We start from the raw sequence: 19,650 nt of genomic DNA, 5'->3' as shown, positions 1-19,650 counted from the left end.
CCGGAGGAGACCCGCCGCCTGACGGAGCAGCTGAGTGACCCAGCCTTCCGTCAGACCCTCAAGGAAGAATACGCCGCTTTCTGGACCGCTTATCAGCAGGATCGTGACCTGCTGCGCTTCCACTATCATAAACCAAGGGAGATCTGGGAGAACCTGAAGGACCTTGACCTGCCCCGCAGGACTTTTTCTTCAGACCTTTCCCAAGTGCCAACCGTCCAGCACTTCATTACCGAGGATGAGATCGACGCTGCCATGACCGGCGGCAGCAGTTTTGCCGGAGGAAAAGGCCGCATCTATGCGTTCTTCATGGAAAACCATACGGACAAGGAAAAAGTGAGATTCCTCAAAGACGAGTATGGCATTGGTGGTCGCTCTCATGCCCTGTCCGGCGCAACACACAGCGGCGAAGATCACGACGGGAAAGGACTGCACTATAAAAAGCAGGACTGCCCGGATGTTCACTTGAACTGGGAAAAGGTTGCCAAGCGCATTACCTCTCTTGTCCAGAAAGGCCGCTATCTTACTGAACAGGAACAGGCGCAGTATGACAAGATCCAGACTGAAAAGGAACTGGCAGAAGAAGATGCCATCCAAGCCCAGCAGCCGGAGGTGGAGGAAGAAACGCCAAAGCCTACCCTTCGGGAGCAGTTTGAGCAGTATAAGCCTGTGGTGACTGCCGCCATTTCCGAGGATGCCGCATACCGCAATGCCTGCGGTCATTCTGACCGTGAAAATGCTGTCATCGAGGGCAATGCCGCTGTGCGCCGTGCGGTCCTTGGTTCTAAGGATATGGAGCTGATCCGCCTTTATTCTGATATACCGGAGTTCCGCCAGCGTCTGCACCGGGAAGTGATCGACGAGACCTATCCAAAGCTCCATGAGCTTCTGCGCCCTCTTTCTCAGGAAGATATTAATACTGCCCTTTGTGCATGGAACGGCAATATTGAGAGTAAACACGCCGTCGTCCGCTATATGAAAGACCATGCAAGGGAAAAAGATACCGCTGCATGGTTGGCTCAGGAATACGGCAGCAGTAACAGCCTGTTCGTTGTCCGTGCCGGAAGCCCGGAAGAAACGCAGCTGCCCTGGACGAAGGTACAGCGCCGGATCGCCCAGCTCATTCAGGAGGACCGGTTCTATACCGAAGAAGAACAGGACCGTTTTGACAACATCGACCCCATCGCCATCCGGGAAGCCCTGGAGGAAAGGGGCATCGTCAACGGACAGGTGGCAGACCCGGAAAAACTGGACAATGACCCATTTATCCAACAGGTGATGTCAGATGCAGAGCAGATCGCAGCTGCCGAGGCAGAGCAGACTTCCGCGATTTCCATTTCCGATGAGGAATATGATGCCGTTCGCAGTCCAATTCCGCAAAGGACTTCCTATGACCCTGCCGCCCCGGTTTATGCCGTGGGCGATACCGTGTATATCGAGGATGACGCCTATCAGATCACCGAGCTGCGGGAGGACACCGTACAGCTTCTGCCCGCCGGTATGGTATATCCCATCTACCGGGCAGAGCGTAAAGAACAGTTCGAGCAGTTGCTTCGGGCAGACCGCCGCAATGCTTACTATACCGAGTTTCTTCCCATTGACCCGGACAAGGCAGATCAGGACTTGCGGGATGTATTGTCCCATGGACTGATGGATGAAGCAGATAAAAAACAGGTTTCCACGCTGCTGCAATCCGGCAGGAGCAACAGTGAGATTGCCTACTGGCTGAGCAGAGCCTATTCCGGTGAGATCGAGACCCTGAATCTGGAGACCGGCGATATTGCCGATTACCGTACCACGGCACAGGGCATGGAGCTGGAAGTCCTGGACGCAGAGGAAAAGCGTCTGGCTGTGCTGTATTTCCGTTGGGATGAAGTTGCGCCTTTGCTGCGCGGGATGTATGCCCGTCAGCTGGATGGCTTTGGACAGGAACAGCCCCAACCGTCTGTCAAATTCCCGGTCTTCCACTCCGAGACCGTGGCCGTCTATCCGGGAGACAAGAACAATCTGCCTTATGATGTGGTGGTGGAACGGCTGCATATCGAGGAGCCGGTGCCGCCAGCCCCTGTGACTGAGCCGGAGAAAACCTTTGAGGAAGTGCTGGACGAACACCCGGTTTCCATTCAGGTCAATGGCCAGTGGCAGACCTTCCCCAATGCCAAAGCTGCCGAGGAAGCCTCCTATGAGGAATACAAGGCCAACCTGCGCCGCAATGCACAAAACTTCCGTATTACCGATGAGCATTTGGGCGAAGGCGGTCCGAAAGCCAAGTTCCAGGCAAATATCAATGCCATTCGTTTGCTGAAAGAGTTGGAAGCTGCCGGACAGCAGGCAAGCCCGGAACAACAGGAAGTCCTATCCCGCTATGTGGGCTGGGGCGGTCTTTCTGATGCCTTTGACCCGGAGAAACCGGCATGGGCTTCCGAGTATGCCCAGCTGAAAGAGCTGCTGACCCCGGAGGAATATGTCGCCGCCAGAAGCTCCACCCTCAACGCCCATTACACCAGCCCTACGGTCATTCAGGCCATCTATGAAGCGGTGGGCCGTATGGGATTTGAGACCGGAAATATTCTGGAGCCATCTATGGGTGTGGGCAATTTCTTCGGTATGCTGCCGGAGGAAATGCGAAACAGCCGTCTGTACGGCGTGGAGCTGGACCCGGTTTCCGGGCACATCGCAAAGCAGCTCTATCCCAAGGCGGACATCACAGTAGGCGGCTTTGAGACCACCGACAGGCGTGACTTCTTTGACCTTGCCATCGGCAATGTACCTTTCGGTCAGTATCAGGTCAACGACAAAGCCTACAACAAGCTGAACTTTAGTATTCACAACTACTTTTTCGCCAAAGCACTGGACCAGGTGCGTCCCGGCGGTGTGGTGGCTTTTGTGACTTCCCGCTATACCATGGACGCCAAGGATTCTACCGTGCGCCGCTATCTTGCCCAGCGTGCCGAGCTGCTGGGAGCTATCCGTCTGCCTAATGACGCGTTCAAAAAGAATGCCGGTGCCGAGGTGGTATCGGACATCATCTTCCTCCAAAAGCGGGATCGCCCGCTGGACATTGTGCCGGAATGGACCCAGACCGGACAGACGGAGGACGGGTTTGCCATCAACCGGTATTTTATCGACCACCCGGAAATGGTGCTGGGCAGACAGGAGCCGGTAAGCACCGCTCATGGTATGGACTACACCGTGAACCCTATCGAGGGACTGGAGCTTTCCGACCAGCTGCATGATGCGGTGAAGTATATTCATGGCACTTATCAGGAGGCAGAGCTGCCGGAGCTGGGCGAAGGCGAAGCTATTGACACCTCCATTCCTGCCGACCCCAATGTGAAGAACTATTCCTATGCCATTGTAGACGGGCAGGTGTACTACCGGGAAAACAGCCGTATGGTGCGCCCTGACCTCAACGCCACCGCAGAAGCCCGCGTGAAAGGTCTTGTGGGACTGCGTGATTGTGTGCAGGAACTGATCGACCTTCAGATGGATGCAGCGGTTCCGGACAGCACCATTCGGGAGAAGCAGGCGGAACTGAACAGCCTCTATGACAGCTTTTCTGCCAAATACGGTCTCATCAATGACCGTGCAAACCGTCTGGCATATGCAGACGATTCTTCCTATTACCTGCTCTGTGCGCTGGAAGTCATCGACGAGGACGGAAAGCTGGAGCGCAAGGCGGATATGTTCACCAAACGGACCATCAAGCCCCATCAGGCGGTGGCTGTGGTGGATACGGCAAGTGAAGCGCTGGCGGTGTCCATCTCGGAAAAAGCCTGCGTGGATATGGGCTATATGAGCCAGCTTACCGGAAAAACAAAAGAAGAACTGGCCGGAGAACTGCAAGGCGTGATCTTCCGTGTACCGGGACAGCTGGAGCAGGACGGATCGCCCCATTATGTGACCGCCGATGAATACCTTTCCGGCAATGTACGCCGCAAACTGCGTCAGGCGCAGCGGGCGGCACAGCAGGACCCGGTTTATGCAGTCAATGTGGAAGCTCTTACCGCCGCCCAGCCCAAGGACCTGGATGCGTCGGAGATCGAGGTGCGTTTGGGTGCTACCTGGATCGACAAGGAATATATCCAACAGTTTATGTATGAGACCTTCAACACTCCGTTTTATCTCCAGCGCAGTATCGAGGTCAACTATTCGTCCTTTACCGCTGAATGGCAGATCAAGGGGAAATCTTCCGTATCTTACAATGATGTGGCAGCCTACACCACCTACGGGACCAGCCGCGCCAACGCCTACAAGATTCTGGAGGATTCCTTAAACCTGCGGGATGTCCGTATCTATGACACCATAGAGGACGCAGACGGAAAAGAGCGCCGCGTGCTGAACGCCAAGGAGACCACCCTGGCTGCTCAAAAACAGCAAGCTATCAGGGAAGCCTTTAGGGACTGGATCTGGAGAGACCCGGAGCGCCGCCAGACTTTGGTGCGCCAGTACAACGAAGAAATGAACTCTACCCGTCCCCGTGAGTATGATGGCAGCCATATCACTTTTGGCGGCATGAACCCGGCCATTACCCTGCGGGAACACCAGAAAAGCGCCATCGCCCATGTGCTGTATGGCGGTAATACTCTGCTGGCACACGAAGTAGGCGCGGGCAAAACCTTTGAGATGGTGGCCGCTGCTATGGAAGCCAAACGCCTGGGTTTGTGCCAGAAATCCCTTTTTGTGGTTCCAAACCACCTGACCGAGCAGTGGGCGTCGGAGTTTCTGCGTCTCTATCCTTCTGCCAACATCTTAGTCACCACCAAAAAGGACTTTGAAACCCATAACCGAAAAAAGTTCTGCGCCCGTATCGCTACCGGGGACTACGACGCCATCATCATGGGACACAGCCAGTTTGAGCGTATCCCCATCAGCCGGGAGCGTCAGGAAAGGCTTCTCTATGAGCAGATCGACGAGATCACCGAGGGGATCGCAGAGGTGCAGGCCAGCGGCGGTGAGCGTTTTACCGTCAAGCAGCTGGAGCGTACCAGAAAGTCTCTGGAAGCCAGACTGGAAAAGCTGCAAGCAGAGGGGCGAAAAGACGATGTGGTAACCTTCGAGCAGCTGGGTGTAGACCGATTGTTCGTGGACGAGGCCCACAACTATAAAAACCTGTTTCTATACACAAAAATGCGGAATGTGGCTGGTCTTTCCACATCGGACGCGCAGAAATCCTCCGATATGTTTGCCAAGTGCCGCTATATGGATGAGATCACCGGAAACCGTGGCGTGATTTTTGCCACCGGCACCCCGGTCAGCAACTCCATGACCGAGCTTTACACCATGCAGCGTTACCTTCAGTATGAACGCCTGCAAGAACTGAACATGACCCACTTCGACTGCTGGGCTTCCCGATTTGGGGAGACCGTCACAGCATTGGAGCTGGCACCGGAAGGCACCGGCTACCGGGCAAGAACGAGATTCAGTAAGTTCTTCAACCTCCCAGAGCTGATGAACCTGTTCAAAGAAGTGGCTGACATTAAGACTGCCGACCAGCTGAATCTGCCTACCCCGGAGGTGGAATACCACAACATCGTGGCGCAGCCTACCGAACATCAGCAGGAAATGGTCAAGGCCCTTTCGGAGCGCGCATCGCTGGTACACAGCGGAACCGTTGATCCGTCTCAAGACAATATGCTCAAGATTACCTCGGATGGCCGCAAGCTGGGGCTGGACCAGAGGATCGTCAACCAGATGCTGCCGGACGAACCCGGCACAAAGGTCAATCAATGCGTAGAGAACATCATGCAGATCTGGCGGGATGGCGAAGCTGACAAGCTGACCCAGCTGGTGTTTTGCGACATTTCTACACCACAGGCAAAAGCTCCTGCAAGCAAGGCGGCGAAAACACTGGATAATCCACTGCTTCACGCATTGGAAGGCGCTGTGCCTCTGCCGGAGCAGGAACCGGCATTTACGGTATATGACGATATTCGTCAGAAACTCATTGTCCAGGGGATGCCTGCCGACCAGATCGCTTTTATCCATGAAGCCAATACCGAAGTGCGGAAAAAGGAGCTGTTCTCCAAAGTTCGTACCGGTCAGGTGCGTGTACTTATGGGCAGCACTGCCAAGATGGGCGCAGGCACCAATGTGCAGGACCGTCTGGTGGCACTTCATGATCTGGATTGTCCGTGGAGACCCGGAGACCTCGCCCAGCGCAAGGGCCGTATCGAGCGCCAAGGCAACCAGAATCCCCTTGTCCATGTGTACCGCTATGTGACCGAAGGAACCTTTGACGCATACCTCTGGCAGACGGTGGAGAATAAGCAGAAATTCATTTCCCAGATCATGACTTCTAAATCGCCGGTGCGCTCCTGCGAAGATGTGGATGAAACAGCGCTTTCCTTTGCCGAGATCAAGGCTCTGTGTGCCGGAGACCCCCGTATCAAAGAGCGTATGGATTTGGATGTGGAGGTATCCCGCCTGAAGCTGATGAAAGCCGACCACCAGAGCAAGCAGTATCGTCTGGAGGACCAACTGCTCAAATACTTTCCGGAGGAGATTGAAAAGCACAAGGGCTTTATCAAGGGCTTTGAATCTGACCTAGAGGTTTTGGCGGCTCACCCGCACCCGGAGGACGGCTTTTCCGGTATGGAGATCCGTGGAGACCTGCTGACCGATAAGGAGAACGCCGGTGCAGCCCTTTTGGATGCCTGCAAGGAGGTCAAAACCTCTGATCCGGTGCAGATCGGCAGCTATCGGGGTTATGCCATGTCCGTGGAATTTTCCGCATGGAAACAGGAATATACGCTCCTGCTAAAAGGGCAGATGACCCACAGGGCAACCCTTGGTACAGACCCCCGCGGAAATCTTACCCGTATCGACAATGCCCTCGCCCAGATGCCGCAGCGTCTGGAGGCAGCAAAGGCACAGCTGGATAACCTCTGTCAGCAGCAGGCTGCCGCAAAGGAGGAAGTCGGAAAGCCATTCCTTTATGAAGAAGAACTGAGAAGCAAAAACGCCCGTCTGGTAGAGCTGGATACCCTGCTCAACATCGACGGAAAGGGACCGGCACACGCTGAAGCTGTTGTTGCCAAAAGCACACGGCCTTCGGTGCTGGACAGCCTGAAACGCCCGGTGCTGCCCCGCAGTACAGACAAGAAACCAAAACAGCATGAGGAGGTGCGATAACATGAATACCAACGATCTGAATACAGCCCTTTATGAAAAGATGGCTGCCGAACAGGACAAGTTCCGGGACTGGCTGAAAAGCCAGCCCCCGGAAGAAGTCTTAAACCATGCCTATGAGTACACCATCCGCGAGGACATTGTGATGGCGATGGAGGAACTGGTGCTGACCGATGCTCAGGCACAGGCCCTTCTGGAATCTCCTTCGCCGCTAGAAGATGTGTACCGCTATTTTGACAAGCTGGAGACCGGCTATATGGATGTGATCAGGGACAGCATTGAAAGTCGGGCCAATGAGGTATGCAGGGAGCCGGAGGAACTCAATCCGTTGTTGGTTTATCTTCATTCTGCCGCATACGCGTCCAAGCATGGAGAAACAGACGCATACTGGCTTTCTGACCAGGCAAATTTTTCTTGCAAAGTTGCCATTGAGCAGGCAATCAGTGCCCATTATAGGGATAGCAGGCTGGATACTGCTTCCGCGGTGCAAGAGATTTTGGAGGAATTTGGAGTAGAGCGGATGAACTTTATTCTCGCCAATACGATTCAGCATAAGGATGCAGATGGGCGGATTTCTCGTGACAACAAAGCATGGGCAAAGACCATTCCAATGCCGGAGGATAGTGCTACTTCCCAGCAATGTGCCGATCTGGTAGTGGATCGGGTCAATCCGGGACTGGTGGATCTGTTTACAAGACAGGCTCGAAAAACTATCCAGGAGAAAGAAAAAGGCTCCGTCCTGCAAAAGCTCAGGCAGGAGTTGTCTGCCCATAAGCCGGCCGCCCCGAAGAAACGGGAGCCGGAGCGATAACCATGGCAAAGCGAAAGCGGGATGTTCCGGTTCTGTTTTGGGTATCCGCAGAGGAACTGGAGCTGATTCATCAAAAGATGCAGCAATACGGAACAGAGAATTTGAGTGCCTATCTGCGGAAAATGGCGCTGGATGGGTATGTGGTCAAGCTGGATCTGCCAGAACTGAAGGAGCTGGTATCCCTGATGCGCCGAAGCAGCAACAACTTGAATCAGCTGACCCGAAAAGTGCATGAGACAGGGCGGGTTTATGATGCTGACTTGGAGGATATATCCCAGCGGCAGGAACAACTGTGGGAGGGTGTGAAGGAAATCCTTACCCAGCTTTCTAAACTTTCATAACAGGGATAGATGCTCCATTTGCGGAGGGAGGAACGGCGTTTCTTCGCCGCACCTCCCTCCGCTTTTTCTTTTTGCCGGTATCCTTGTCTTTTGCCTGTCTGTACCGGATAATATGAGTAGAATAAGAAGCGTAGCAAAGGAGTGGAAAACAGATGCTGACCTTTGAAAAAGTGTTGGAGATTTTTGCGGACTACCTGGCCGCAGACGAGACCATCGAAGTTTATATCAGCCGTCACGGATGTGTAAGGGTTGAATTTGACCAGAACTTTCACTATTGCACCGGCGAGGTGTGCCATACTCCCAAGGAACTGTTCGACCTCTTAGCTGATGATTACCGGACTTATCTGGAGATTGAACTGACCAAAGGCAAACGGGAAGTGACGGAAGATGATGAGAGAGAAGCGGATGCCCTGTGCAAACGGTATCTGGAGCGTTGGAAGGAGGAACTGGAATGAAGATTTTGAAATGCCTGCTGATGATCGTAACCGCACCGGTTATTTTGGTGCTGACGCTTTTTGTCTGGCTCTGCACGGGGCTGATCTACATATCTGGTCTGGTGCTTGGTCTGTTCAGCACTGTGATTGCTCTGCTTGGCGTGGCTGTGCTGCTTACCTATTCTCCGCAGAACGGTGTGATTCTGCTGGTCATGGCATTTTTGATTAGCCCGATGGGGCTGCCGCTGGCTGCGATCTGGCTGCTGGGCAAGGTACAGAGTTTGAAATTTGCGATCCAAGATAGGTGTATGGGTAAATGATGTGAATATAATCTGGAATGAAAAAGAAGCAGGACAATGGGATATGAGACCCAATGCCCTGCTTCTTATTTTACTTGGTATGGACGGTAATATATTTTTGTTTTCGACTGTTTGGCTTATCTGGAATAGTCATTTTAAGCTGGCCGCTTGCCAGTAGAGGATTCAAATATTTTCTTGTAAAATAAGTGAGCAAATTTCTTGTTTGCTTTTTTCTGTTATACAAAAATCCAAGACTGCGTGTAGGATGTCCTGTGGTTTATCTTGCTCACTAACTTGGTCACAATCTTGGTTGCTGACTAAGTTTTTCTGACTAAGATAGTAATTCACATTTATACTTCAGCGTAAAATTTCTTAGATCTTTGAAGCTGCAAAATGCTATAAGCTCTTTCTTTGACTTGTGTTTTGTGCAGAAAGTCAAAATCTGTTCAAATACTGCTGAAGGTGCAGAATCTTGGTGGGTAACTTGGTGGATGTCACCCACTAAGTTGTAGTTCACATCTTTCAAAAAGGATAGTGTGTATGGATGAACTCTAATATAATAGTGTTTAATTTTTTCAAAAAAGATGTTCTCTTTTGTATATTTACTTTTGTGCCACATTCATGTATGATAGTAGCACGAAAGGAAGTGATGGCATGACAAAATTGGAACGGTTTGCACAGCTAGATGGTCTTCTGGCAGAGCAGGACGGGATGCTACAAACTTCTCAGGCGGTTGCCAGAGGAATTGTAAAACCTATTTTTTATGAATATATTAAAGAGCGAAAATTAGAACAGGTTGCCCATGGTATTTATGTCTCCGAGGATACATGGATTGATGCGATGTTTCTTTTGCATCTGCGGTGTGGTCAAGCAGTATTTTCCCATGAATCAGCATTATTTTTTCATGACTTAACAGACCGAGAACCCTCTCCATACGCCATCACAGTGCGCAGGGGGTACAGTACCACTCGCTTAAAAGCAGAAGGGCTATCTGTTTACACCATTAAGCCAGAGTTATTTGATGTTGGGGTGTCCAGCGGCCAGACACCTTTTGGGCATACCGTACCGGTTTATGATATGGAGCGAACGATCTGTGATTTGCTCAGAAGCCGAAGTAGAATTGAAATTCAAACCTTTCAGGGGGCATTGAAAGCGTATGCTCGTAGAAAAGATAAGAACCTGCGAGCTTTAATGCAATATGCTGGGATGTTTAAGGTGGAAAAGATTTTACGGCAGTATTTGGAGGTGCTTTTATGATAAAAATAGAAAGACAGATTGAAGTCATTGTCACTCAGAAAAAGAACCGAAAGAGATTTTAATTGAAGATTTTGCAGAAAAAATGCAAAAATCAATCCATAAATATTGATTTGAGAGTTTTTATTGATTCCGTGGTATAATATTTTAATAGCATCCACAGTAAGGAGAGTACAAAATGGATAACAATTTGCAAATAAATCAAAATGCAGAACAGACCTATCATTCCATTCGCCAGTCTATTGTATCAGCACAGCATAGGTTAAGTGCTGCGGTGAACTCCACAATGGTAATAACTTATTGGGAGATTGGGGAACAGATTTATAAAGCGTGCGGAGAAAATGACAGAGCAGAATATGGAAAGAAGCTGCTTCAATATTTATCTGAACAGCTAACAGCAGAATTTGGGAAGGGATTTAGCGTACAAGGACTGCGTAATATGAGGCAATTTTATTGCACCTTTCCAAATCGCTCCACACTGTGGAGCGAATTAAGTTGGTCACATTACCGCCTTCTGATGCGTGTACCAGATGAGCAGGCACGAACCTTTTATATGGAGGAATGTGTAAAGTCTGCGTGGAGCGTCCGGCAGTTAGAACGGCAGATCAACACGATGTACTATCAGAGAATTTTAGCAAGCCAAGACAAAGCAGCTGTTTCAAAAGAAATTCAAACAACAGAACCGAAACCTGAATATGAAAAAATAATCAAAGATCCTTATGTGATGGAATTTTTGCAGATTCAGCCAGATACCCATGTATATGAGGGTGAACTGGAACAGGCATTGATTGACCACCTTCAGCATTTTCTTCTGGAACTGGGACGAGGATTTTCTTTTGTAGCACGGCAAAAGCGGTTTACGCTGGATGGACAGGATTTTTTCATCGACTTAGTATTTTACAATTACATTTTGAAATGCTTTGTTCTGATTGATTTGAAGATGGGAAAACTGACCCATCAAGATCTGGGACAAATGCAGATGTATGTGAACTATTATACTCGTGAAATGATGAATGAGGGAGATTCACAGCCTATCGGTATTGTCCTTTGTGCAGACAAAGGCGACTCCATTGTAAAGTACACGCTGCCGGAAGATAATCACCAGATATTTGCATCAAAATATTTTACTTATCTGCCGACAGAAGAAGAATTGAAGCATGAATTAAATTTGGACGATTTTTATAAGCTGGAAGAATGATATGGGTGCTAACAACAAAATCTGTCCGAATTGTGGTAGGAAAATGAAACAGCAGTTTATTGGTTTGCAGCATTGTAAATGCGGTATGAGTTGGAAAAAGGATGAAGGCTTTTTTGAAAGAACACCAAACATGGTCTTTGCCCTGGAAAGGCAAACGATCGGCAAAAAAGTAAAACAGATTCCTGTCATAAGATACAAAACAGATAATTAACACAAGACGGTCTGCTACGGCAGGCCGTTTTCTTTTCGGGAAGGAGGTCTGACCTATGGCAACCACAAGAATCATGCCGCTTCATGTCGGCAAGGGCCGCACAGAAAGTCGGGCGATTAGTGACATCATCGACTATGTGGCCAATCCAAAGAAAACAGATAACGGCAGGCTCATTACTGGCTATGCGTGTGACAGCCGGACTGCTGATGCAGAGTTTCTTCTGGCAAAGCGGCAGTACATTGCCGCCACAGGACGAGTGCGCGGCGCGGATGATGTGATTGCCTATCATGTGCGCCAGTCCTTCCGCCCCGGCGAGATTACCCCAGAAGAAGCTAACCGGCTGGGCGTAGAATTTGCCAAGCGATTTACCAAGGGCAATCATGCCTTTGTGGTCTGCACCCACATAGATAAGTCGCACATTCATAATCACATTATCTGGTCATCGGTCAGCTTAGAATATGACCGGAAATTCCGAAACTTTTGGGGCAGCACTAAGGCGGTTCGCCGGTTAAGTGATACCATCTGCATTGAGAATGGACTGTCCATTGTAGAGAATCCGAACCCTCATGGAAAGAGCTATAACAAATGGCTGGGCGATCAGGCAAAGCCATCCCACCGAGAGCTGCTTCGTGTGGCGATTGACAACGCATTATCACAAAGTCCTGCTAATTTTGAGGAACTGTTGAAGCTGCTGCAAGAGTCCGGCTGTGAAGTATCAAAGCGCGGGAAATCGTATCGCTTGAAGCTCCCTGGTTGGGAGAAAGCCGCCCGCATGGACAGTCTGGGCGAAGGATATGGATTAGATGATTTGCAGGCGGTTCTCTCCGGGAAGAAAGCGCATACCCCACGAAAGAAAACAGTCACACAGGCAGAGCCGCCGAAGGTCAATCTGCTGGTGGACATTCAGGCAAAATTGCAGGCAGGAAAAGGTGCTGGCTATGCGCGTTGGGCCAAAGTTTTCAATCTGAAGCAAATGGCGCAGACCATGAATTACCTGTCAGAGAACAATCTGCTGGAGTATGCGATTTTAGAAGAAAAGGCTGCGGCTGCCACGGCACATCACAATGAGCTTTCGGCGCAGATCAAAGCGGCTGAAAAGCGCATGGCAGAGATTGCTGTTCTGCGTACTCACATCGTAAATTATGCCAAGACCCGTGAGGTCTATGTGGCATACCGCAAGGCGGGCTACTCTAAGAAATTCCGGGAGGAACATGAGGAAGAAATTCTGCTCCACCAGGCTGCTAAGGATGCCTTTGATGAGATGGGCGTCAAGAAGCTGCCCAAGGTCAAAGAGTTGCAGACAGAGTACGCGAAATTGTTGGAAGAAAAGAAAAAGACTTATGCCGAGTACCGGCGTTCCCGTGAAGAAATGCGGGAGCTTTTAACGGCAAAGGCCAATGTGGATCGGGTCCTGAAAATGGAGGTAGAACAGGATGTTGAAAAAGAAAAAGACCACGGCCAGCGGTAAGCTGGTCCTGGTCAAAAGCGTTCGCAGAACGCGCAGCCACAGAATGAAATTCTGTGTTCAAAGGGGCTTGGGGGCGCTGCCCTCAACAAGCAAGCGGAGAGGAAAATCACGGAGGGATTTTGCGCTCTGCGGGTCGGTGTGTATTAACACCGGCATTGCTTGCCTCTTTTTACCCGGAAATGAAAGAAGCCAGTGAGGAAACAATCAAATTTCACTCACCGGCTCAATTCGTTTCAAATTTCTCGGATAGTTCTGTTAGTTCTTTCGCGGTCTCCTGCGTATGATGCAAGAGGGTTTCACGCATTTCTGACGGACAGCTACAATAAAGCATCTTCATCTGATTGGCTCCCTCATCTTCTGGAGAAACATCTGGATTGATCAGATTGTCCAGAGAGATCGGCAGAACCTTTGCCAATGCCTTCAAAATCAAATAGGATGGATTTATTTTTCCTTTTTCTATTTTTGCGATTTGCTTGATAGATACATGGCTTAGATCCGCAAGCTCCTGCTGTGTCAGGTCTTTTTTCTTTCGGGCTTCCCGCATTCTTTGTCCCAACGCGGTCAAATCATCAATCGGCATAATCGTTCACCTCAAATATATTGTATCGTGCCGATTTACTCAAAGGAATAACCTTATTATATCTATCTATAGATATGATTATACTGATTTTGTGAGAATGATAGAGAAAGTGCATTTGTATCCTTGATGAGCTATGTTACAATGTCAATAGTAAGGAAAAATAAAAAATGTTTTTGATTTTTAGATTTAGGACATTTCTGCAACATTTGATGTTTAGAATATCAGTATGATTGGAAAATTGGGAAAGGAAGTGAAGGCTTTGAAGAAGATTTTAATTGTAGAGGACGATCAGCTTTTGAATCGGACCTTGGCATATAATCTGACCTCTGATGGATATGAGGTCATTTCGGTTTTTAATTTTGACAGCGCGGTAAGAAAGCTACGGGAAAATGAGTTTGATGTGGCGCTGCTGGACATTAACCTGCCGGATGGCAGCGGACTGGATCTGTGTGAAGAAATCCGGAATCGCGGTCAGCATACCTATATTATTTTTATCACAGCCAATGATAAGGAGAGCGATATGCTCAAGGGTTATGAAGTCGGCGGCGCGGATTATGTGACTAAGCCCTTTTCTGTGACAGTGCTTTGTAAAAAAGTGGCGGCGGTTTTTGCAAATCTGGAGCTGCGGACACCTCGGCATGATCTGTTTGACGATGGTTTTTTGAAAATTGACTTTTCGGAGCAGAGTGCGTCCCTTGCCGGAGAATCCCTGGACTTTACACCGAAGGAATATCGAACCCTGTTCCTGTTCGTAAAGAACCCCCGGATTATTCTGACCAAGCGGCAGATTTTAGAGAAGCTGTGGGACATTGATGGAGACTTTGTGGATGAGCATACTCTAACGACGATCATCAGCCGTATCCGCAAAAAAATCGAAACAGAGGAGAGGAAATATATTAAGACAGCTTATGGAATGGGCTATCAGTGGATCGGCGGTGAGCCTCGATGAAGCTGCAAAATTTATCCGTCAGGGCATTTTTGAGAAAAATTGTGGCAGGGACTCTGCTCACTGCCGCTTTGTTGCTGTTGATTTTTTTCTTGATGACGAAAGATGTGCGGGTTGTCATCTGCGGCATTATTTTGACAGTTGCATTTTACATTTGGGGCGTGGTTTTCCTGCACTACTTTCAAAAGAAGCTTTCTCTGTTTACCGATGGTTTGTGCCAGACATTGGATCACATGATGGACAGTACAGACCGGCCCAAGGTAGACTATGAAGCGGAAACACTGCTGTCCCGGATCAGCCACCGTCTGGAACGGCTCTACAATGTGATGCAAAAGACCAGACATACGGCGGAGGAAGAAAAGGAAGAACTGCAATCCCTGGTATCGGATATTTCCCATCAGACCAAAACCCCTATCGCAAATCTGAAGCTGATCAACGATACCATGCTGACACGGCCATTGACAGAAGAAAAGCGCAAGGAGTTTTTGCAGGCCACGGGTACGCAGCTGGATAAATTGGATTTTCTCATTCAGGGAATGGTGAAAACTTCCCGTCTGGAAACGGGTGTCATTACGCTGGAGAAACAGGATGCTGTGATCGGGGATACGCTGGTGAACGCCATCAATGGTGTTCTGGCTCCGATGGAACAAAAAGAGATCAGCCTTTCGGTGGACTGCCCATCTGATCTGATAATATCCCATGACAGCCGCTGGACTTGCGAAGCATTGTTTAACATTCTGGATAATGCAGTAAAGTACACCTCTGCTGGTGGTAGCATCCAGGTGAGGGTACGGGATTGGGAGATGTATTTGAGGATAGATGTGACGGATACAGGCAGAGGCATCCCGGAGCATTCTCAGGGTACGATCTTCAAACGCTTCTATCGGGATGAAGCAGTGCATGATATAGATGGGGTTGGAATCGGCTTATACCTTGCCCGTGAAATTATTACCATGCAGGGCGGCTATATTACCGTTGAGTCTAAAGTTGGGGAAGGATCAACTTTTTCCGTGTTCCTGCCCATAAAATAATTCTGAGGCAGTCTGTTTTGGCAGGCTGCCTTTTTTGAAAAATTTTTAGAGGACAATGGATTTTAGGACAATTCTGCAACATTTGGGATTTATGCTGATAGCAACATCCTGAAATTGGAGGTGGCTCTATGGAAATTACAAAGACATTGCTCATCAATGCAGCTTGCTTGCTGATCCCGTCGGTCGTTGTTGTTCTGCTGCTCCGGCACTTCTTTCCAAGAAAAATCAGATGGTCGGCTGGTGTGGTGGCTCTGGTAGATCTGGTGATCTTCTGGACAGATATTTTTTATTATGAGAGCGTTTGGCTGACGCTGTTTTTTGTTGCAATTCAGTTAGCAACGGTTTGGCTTATATCTATCCGGCTTTATAAAAAAGACACGCGAAAATGAATTGTCCTAAAATTGAAGCAATTTCCCATTAAATTGATGGACCTTTAGGATATTTCTGCAACATTTGAGAGTTAGGATGACAGCGAAAGGAGTGAATGGCTATGACATTACCATTTGAAAATGATACCAGCCGGATTGTAAAGCGGCTGGCAAAACAGAACATGAAAGCAAACCGGCGTACATCCATTTCTATCATGGCGGCCATATTGATCGCATCAACTTTTTTGTGTTCGCTATGCACATTCGTCCAAAGCTATTGGAATCAAAGTGTGCAGCAGGAGATTGAAGCCTACGGTGATTGGGATGCACAGCTTTTGGAGATTCATGCTGGTCAGCTGGATTTGATTCGGAATAACGAAAATATCCAGACCATCATGGTAAAAGGAGATAATCAGACCGCCTCATTACCTGCTGCATCCGGTCTGCCCTATCTTTTGATCCAAAACTGTGATGGGGCATATTGGGGCGGTATGCGGGAAAAGAATCTGATCCTGCGGGGACGGGTTCCCCAGGCGCCGGGAGAAATTGTCGTTGGAAAAAGCTTTTTTGAGCAGAATCCATCTGTTGAGATTGGAGATCAGCTGAACCTGGACTTGGGCGAACGCAGGATCGGAAATACAACTGTGGATTTTCTTTCCCCCATTCAAAGCGGGGAAGAATTTGTGAAAACAGAAAATGTGCAGTACACCATTGTTGGTGAGATTGATATGACGGTTTCCAGCGCATATAACGGCTACCCTGCGTATGGATGGCTGGACACGGCCGCATTATCGGAGGACACAGGTGTCGTTGCGTATCTTCAAGTAACGCAGCCACGAAAAGTATATGAAATCATCCCGCAGATAGCGGAGGATATTGGCTTGCAGCCGGATGAATTTGGCGACTATCCTTTCCGTTACCATACAGCCCTGCTTGGGATGTATGGGATTTATGCACCGGGGCATTTCCTAAGCAGTGACCTTCCTAAACTTACACTGGCGTTGGGGTTGGTCATGGCAGCATCTATGGCGGTATTTGCCTATATCATTCGGGGGGCTTTTTCTATTTCTGCGAAACGCAAGGTAAAGGAATTGGGAATCTTAAAATCCATTGGAATGACGCCAAGGCAGATCCGCATGATGATCGTATATGAGGCACGCTGGCTGTCTGTGCTTCCCATTCTGGTTTCTGTGGGACTTGGATACCTTTTTTCCTATGGCGTATTGGCAGCATACTCTGACCTGATGCAGGAAGTGACCGGGAGCCGGATAACAGCTTCCTTTTCCCCGTGGGTCGCAGTGGTTTCCGTGATTCTCTCGTTCCTGACGGTTCGCCTGGCTGCTTCTGGTCCTGCCCGGCAGATGGGAAAACTTCGCCCGATTGAAGCGGTCAAAGAAAGCTGGAGCAATCCTTCTTTGAAAAAATCAGCAAAGCATCCAATCCTGAAAAAGTGCTTTGGATTCCTTGGAAATATTTCTGCAAACTCCATGGCGGCTAATAAGAGGCTGTTTCGTACCTGTACGGTAACGCTGAGTCTGTGTATGCTTTTGATGTTCAGTTTTCTGGCTGTTTTTTCCGTTTCAGATATTAACAATACCAAAGCAGAACAGGACAGCCACTTTAATGTCAATATTACAATGGAATCCGGTCAGAAAATAGAGCCGGCACTTATGGAGGAATTAAAGCAGCTGCCCCACATAGAAGAACAGGCCACTTATACGATGGCGAACTGTGCGCTCTGGGTTTCAGAAAATGAGTTATCGGAAGAATTTCTTTCCGCTGGAGGATTTGGAACAAAAGCGGCTGGTGAGTATGTAGCAAAGCGTGATGGCCGCTACCGTATCCCATGCGTATTGATCGGTTTGGAACAGAATGCCTATGAAGATTATCTCATGCAGTCAGGTGTACCTTATTCTGATCCGGGCGCTGCACTCATTGTCAATTCTGTTGTAAAAAATCCTGACTCCAGAGGTTATGAAGCCAAAAAAGATACGATTCCATATCTAAACCTCAAAAAAGGTCAGTCTTTAGAACTAACAGAGAAGTTTTTAGACTCCATTCAGGGGGATTACCGTTTTGATGTGACGGTATCATCTGTGCTTCCTGAAATGCCGGAGATTGGGCGCAATATGGCTTTTTATACATTACCCATTCTTGTGCCGATGGATCAATACTATGAGATTATCCAGAATTTTGGAGAGGATCGTGCAGTTTACAATTACAGGACTTACATGAATCTTCTTGTGGAAGATGGGCTGGATGCCGAAGTACAGAAGCAGGCAGAGCAGATCTGTGGTACTTATTTGGGAACGAGTGATTTCTATACCTCCAGCAAGACACAGCGTGCTTTGGACAGAGAACGACTGACCGATGCGACCATGCTGATCGTTTACAGTCTGACCGCATTATTTGGCATCATTGGAATCTCATCGGCAGCAGTGGCGATCCTGAACAGTCTGCATCAAAGAAGAAAGGAATTTGCCATGCTGCGTTCTGTGGGACTGGATAGAAAAGGTCTTGACCGTTTGCTCCATATAGAAGGGTTCTTCCTTGGAGGAAAGCCTTTGGTCATTGGATTACCAATCCTGTTTTTGATCGCCACAGTTCTGATGTGGATGCAGGATGTGACTTTTATGGAGTTCATTCAGGTATTCCCGTTACTAGGACTGATAGCTTATGTTGTCCTTGTGCTAATGGTCATCAGTGGGATTTACAGGGCGGCTTCCAGAAGAATCCGCAGGGATATTATTGTAGAAGTCTTAAAGGATGAAAATGTGTGAGTCTCACTGCAAAACGAATTGTCCTAAAATTGAAGCAATTCACCATAGATTTTCATATCGTTTAGGACAATTCTGCAACATTTGTCCTTTACCCTATACTCAACAAATTAAGAAAGGCAGGTAACTGTTATGAAAATTTTGCAGACAACTGATCTTAAAAAATACTACGGCACAGAGCCGAACATTACCCGCGCCCTGGATGGCGTGAACTTCTCTGTGGAGGAGGGCGAATTTGTAGCGGTGGTCGGCACTTCCGGCTCCGGTAAATCCACCCTGCTTCACATGATGGGCGGTCTGGATACCCCTACCTCCGGCAGCGTGATGGTGCGGGATAAGGAGCTGGCGAAGATGAACGACGAGCAGCTTACAATTTTTCGCCGCCGCAATATCGGCTTTATTTTCCAGAACTACAATCTGGTGCCGATCCTGAATGTGTATGAGAACATCGTCCTGCCCGTGGAGTTGGACGGGGATACGGTGGATCAGAAATTTATGGCGGATGTGGTGTCCATGCTGGGACTGGAGGATAAGCTGAAGAATATGCCAAACAACCTCTCCGGCGGCCAGCAGCAGCGTGTGGCAATCGCCCGCGCCCTGGTGTCAAAGCCCGCAATCGTTCTGGCCGATGAACCCACCGGCAACCTGGACAGCAAGACCAGCGCCGATGTGCTTGGGCTTTTGCAGAGAACGAGCCGTGAATTTAACCAGACGCTGGTGATGATCACGCATAACGATGCCATTGCCCAGCTTGCAGACCGCATCGTGCGGATCGAGGATGGCAGAATCGTTGGATAAAGGGGG

At 49.1% G+C, this 19,650-nt stretch carries 15 protein-coding genes and 1 pseudogene; 14 read left to right on the top strand and 2 right to left on the bottom strand.

The window, feature by feature from the left end:
• Positions 1-252: 252 nt before the first annotated feature.
• The 5 genes from NSB28_RS09670 to NSB28_RS09650 all read left to right on the top strand — a co-directional run bounded on the left by NSB28_RS09670 (position 253) and on the right by NSB28_RS09650 (position 9,034).
• Positions 253-7,131, top strand: coding sequence for an SNF2-related protein (locus NSB28_RS09670; protein WP_330665367.1), 6,879 nt, complete (start codon positions 253-255; stop codon positions 7,129-7,131).
• Between the two features lies 1 nt (position 7,132).
• Positions 7,133-7,939, top strand: a complete 807-nt coding sequence (locus NSB28_RS09665) for a DUF3848 domain-containing protein (protein WP_109625025.1) — start codon at positions 7,133-7,135, stop codon at positions 7,937-7,939.
• A 2-nt stretch (positions 7,940-7,941) separates the two neighbouring features.
• Positions 7,942-8,280 carry a plasmid mobilization protein gene (locus NSB28_RS09660; protein ID WP_008982512.1) on the top strand — a complete coding sequence of 113 codons (339 nt, stop codon included), beginning with the start codon at positions 7,942-7,944 and terminating at the stop codon, positions 8,278-8,280.
• 152 nt (positions 8,281-8,432) lie between these two features.
• A complete protein-coding gene (locus NSB28_RS09655) occupies positions 8,433-8,735 on the top strand; it encodes a hypothetical protein (RefSeq protein WP_008982510.1) in 303 nt (100 codons plus the stop codon).
• Positions 8,732-9,034 (top strand): CD1845 family protein, encoded by a 303-nt coding sequence (locus tag NSB28_RS09650; RefSeq protein WP_109625023.1) that lies wholly within the window; start codon positions 8,732-8,734, stop codon positions 9,032-9,034. The genes NSB28_RS09655 and NSB28_RS09650 overlap by 4 nt, the downstream gene beginning before the upstream one ends.
• A 70-nt stretch (positions 9,035-9,104) precedes the next feature.
• Here the strand turns inward: NSB28_RS09650 and NSB28_RS24825 are convergent.
• Positions 9,105-9,209: pseudogene (locus NSB28_RS24825) on the bottom strand (Fic family protein); the annotation flags it as partial.
• Between the two features lie 467 nt (positions 9,210-9,676).
• Here NSB28_RS24825 and NSB28_RS09645 point away from each other — a divergent pair.
• The 4 genes from NSB28_RS09645 to NSB28_RS09630 all read left to right on the top strand — a co-directional run bounded on the left by NSB28_RS09645 (position 9,677) and on the right by NSB28_RS09630 (position 13,144).
• On the top strand, positions 9,677-10,270 hold the full coding sequence (locus NSB28_RS09645) for a type IV toxin-antitoxin system AbiEi family antitoxin domain-containing protein (protein WP_426759753.1): 594 nt from the start codon (positions 9,677-9,679) through the stop codon (positions 10,268-10,270).
• Between the two features lie 175 nt (positions 10,271-10,445).
• Positions 10,446-11,465, top strand: coding sequence for a PDDEXK nuclease domain-containing protein (locus NSB28_RS09640; protein WP_081678928.1), 1,020 nt, complete (start codon positions 10,446-10,448; stop codon positions 11,463-11,465).
• 1 nt (position 11,466) lies between these two features.
• The gene (locus tag NSB28_RS09635) at positions 11,467-11,676 is read left to right on the top strand and encodes a hypothetical protein (protein WP_109625021.1); all 210 of its coding nucleotides are present in this window, start codon (positions 11,467-11,469) and stop codon (positions 11,674-11,676) included.
• Between the two features lie 55 nt (positions 11,677-11,731).
• Positions 11,732-13,144, top strand: coding sequence for a relaxase/mobilization nuclease domain-containing protein (locus tag NSB28_RS09630; protein WP_109625020.1), 1,413 nt, complete (start codon positions 11,732-11,734; stop codon positions 13,142-13,144).
• A gap of 223 nt (positions 13,145-13,367) precedes the next feature.
• Here the strand turns inward: NSB28_RS09630 and NSB28_RS09625 are convergent, their stop codons facing one another.
• Positions 13,368-13,724, bottom strand: coding sequence for a helix-turn-helix domain-containing protein (locus NSB28_RS09625; RefSeq protein ID WP_109625019.1), 357 nt, complete (start codon positions 13,722-13,724; stop codon positions 13,368-13,370).
• Between the two features lie 259 nt (positions 13,725-13,983).
• On the opposite strand from NSB28_RS09625, the gene NSB28_RS09620 reads away from it, so the two are divergent.
• From NSB28_RS09620 to NSB28_RS09600, 5 genes are all read left to right on the top strand, one after another.
• Positions 13,984-14,673 carry a response regulator transcription factor gene (locus NSB28_RS09620; RefSeq protein ID WP_109625275.1) on the top strand — a complete coding sequence of 230 codons (690 nt, stop codon included), beginning with the start codon at positions 13,984-13,986 and terminating at the stop codon, positions 14,671-14,673.
• The gene (locus tag NSB28_RS09615; protein ID WP_109625018.1) at positions 14,670-15,701 is read left to right on the top strand and encodes a sensor histidine kinase; all 1,032 of its coding nucleotides are present in this window, start codon (positions 14,670-14,672) and stop codon (positions 15,699-15,701) included. The genes NSB28_RS09620 and NSB28_RS09615 overlap by 4 nt, the downstream gene beginning before the upstream one ends.
• 128 nt (positions 15,702-15,829) lie before the next feature.
• Positions 15,830-16,090, top strand: coding sequence for a hypothetical protein (locus NSB28_RS09610; protein WP_109625017.1), 261 nt, complete (start codon positions 15,830-15,832; stop codon positions 16,088-16,090).
• A 101-nt stretch (positions 16,091-16,191) separates the two neighbouring features.
• Entirely contained in the window at positions 16,192-18,849 is a 2,658-nt protein-coding gene (locus tag NSB28_RS09605; protein WP_109625016.1) for an ABC transporter permease, read from the top strand.
• A 129-nt stretch (positions 18,850-18,978) separates the two neighbouring features.
• Positions 18,979-19,644, top strand: coding sequence for an ABC transporter ATP-binding protein (locus NSB28_RS09600; protein WP_109625015.1), 666 nt, complete (start codon positions 18,979-18,981; stop codon positions 19,642-19,644).
• Positions 19,645-19,650: the final 6 nt, after the last annotated feature.

Origin of the sequence: Murimonas intestini (genome assembly GCF_024622195.1) — a bacterium.
In the GTDB taxonomy this organism is placed as follows: domain Bacteria; phylum Bacillota; class Clostridia; order Lachnospirales; family Lachnospiraceae; genus Murimonas; species Murimonas intestini.
This window is presented reverse-complemented; position numbering and strand designations above follow the sequence as displayed.

What these genes read in the sequence shown, in the direction of transcription:
- NSB28_RS09670 (WP_330665367.1), top strand. Translation starts at nt 253, where the DNA reads ATGACCGGCGGCAGCAGTTTTGCCGGAGGAAAAGGCCGCATCTATGCG.
- NSB28_RS09665 (WP_109625025.1), top strand. Translation starts at nt 7,133, where the DNA reads ATGAATACCAACGATCTGAATACAGCCCTTTATGAAAAGATGGCTGCC.
- NSB28_RS09660 (WP_008982512.1), top strand. Translation starts at nt 7,942, where the DNA reads ATGGCAAAGCGAAAGCGGGATGTTCCGGTTCTGTTTTGGGTATCCGCA.
- NSB28_RS09655 (WP_008982510.1), top strand. Translation starts at nt 8,433, where the DNA reads ATGCTGACCTTTGAAAAAGTGTTGGAGATTTTTGCGGACTACCTGGCC.
- NSB28_RS09650 (WP_109625023.1), top strand. Translation starts at nt 8,732, where the DNA reads ATGAAGATTTTGAAATGCCTGCTGATGATCGTAACCGCACCGGTTATT.
- NSB28_RS09640 (WP_081678928.1), top strand. Translation starts at nt 10,446, where the DNA reads ATGGATAACAATTTGCAAATAAATCAAAATGCAGAACAGACCTATCAT.
- NSB28_RS09635 (WP_109625021.1), top strand. Translation starts at nt 11,467, where the DNA reads ATGGGTGCTAACAACAAAATCTGTCCGAATTGTGGTAGGAAAATGAAA.
- NSB28_RS09630 (WP_109625020.1), top strand. Translation starts at nt 11,732, where the DNA reads ATGGCAACCACAAGAATCATGCCGCTTCATGTCGGCAAGGGCCGCACA.
- NSB28_RS09625 (WP_109625019.1), bottom strand. Translation starts at nt 13,724, where the DNA reads ATGCCGATTGATGATTTGACCGCGTTGGGACAAAGAATGCGGGAAGCC.
- NSB28_RS09615 (WP_109625018.1), top strand. Translation starts at nt 14,670, where the DNA reads ATGAAGCTGCAAAATTTATCCGTCAGGGCATTTTTGAGAAAAATTGTG.
- NSB28_RS09610 (WP_109625017.1), top strand. Translation starts at nt 15,830, where the DNA reads ATGGAAATTACAAAGACATTGCTCATCAATGCAGCTTGCTTGCTGATC.
- NSB28_RS09605 (WP_109625016.1), top strand. Translation starts at nt 16,192, where the DNA reads ATGACATTACCATTTGAAAATGATACCAGCCGGATTGTAAAGCGGCTG.
- NSB28_RS09600 (WP_109625015.1), top strand. Translation starts at nt 18,979, where the DNA reads ATGAAAATTTTGCAGACAACTGATCTTAAAAAATACTACGGCACAGAG.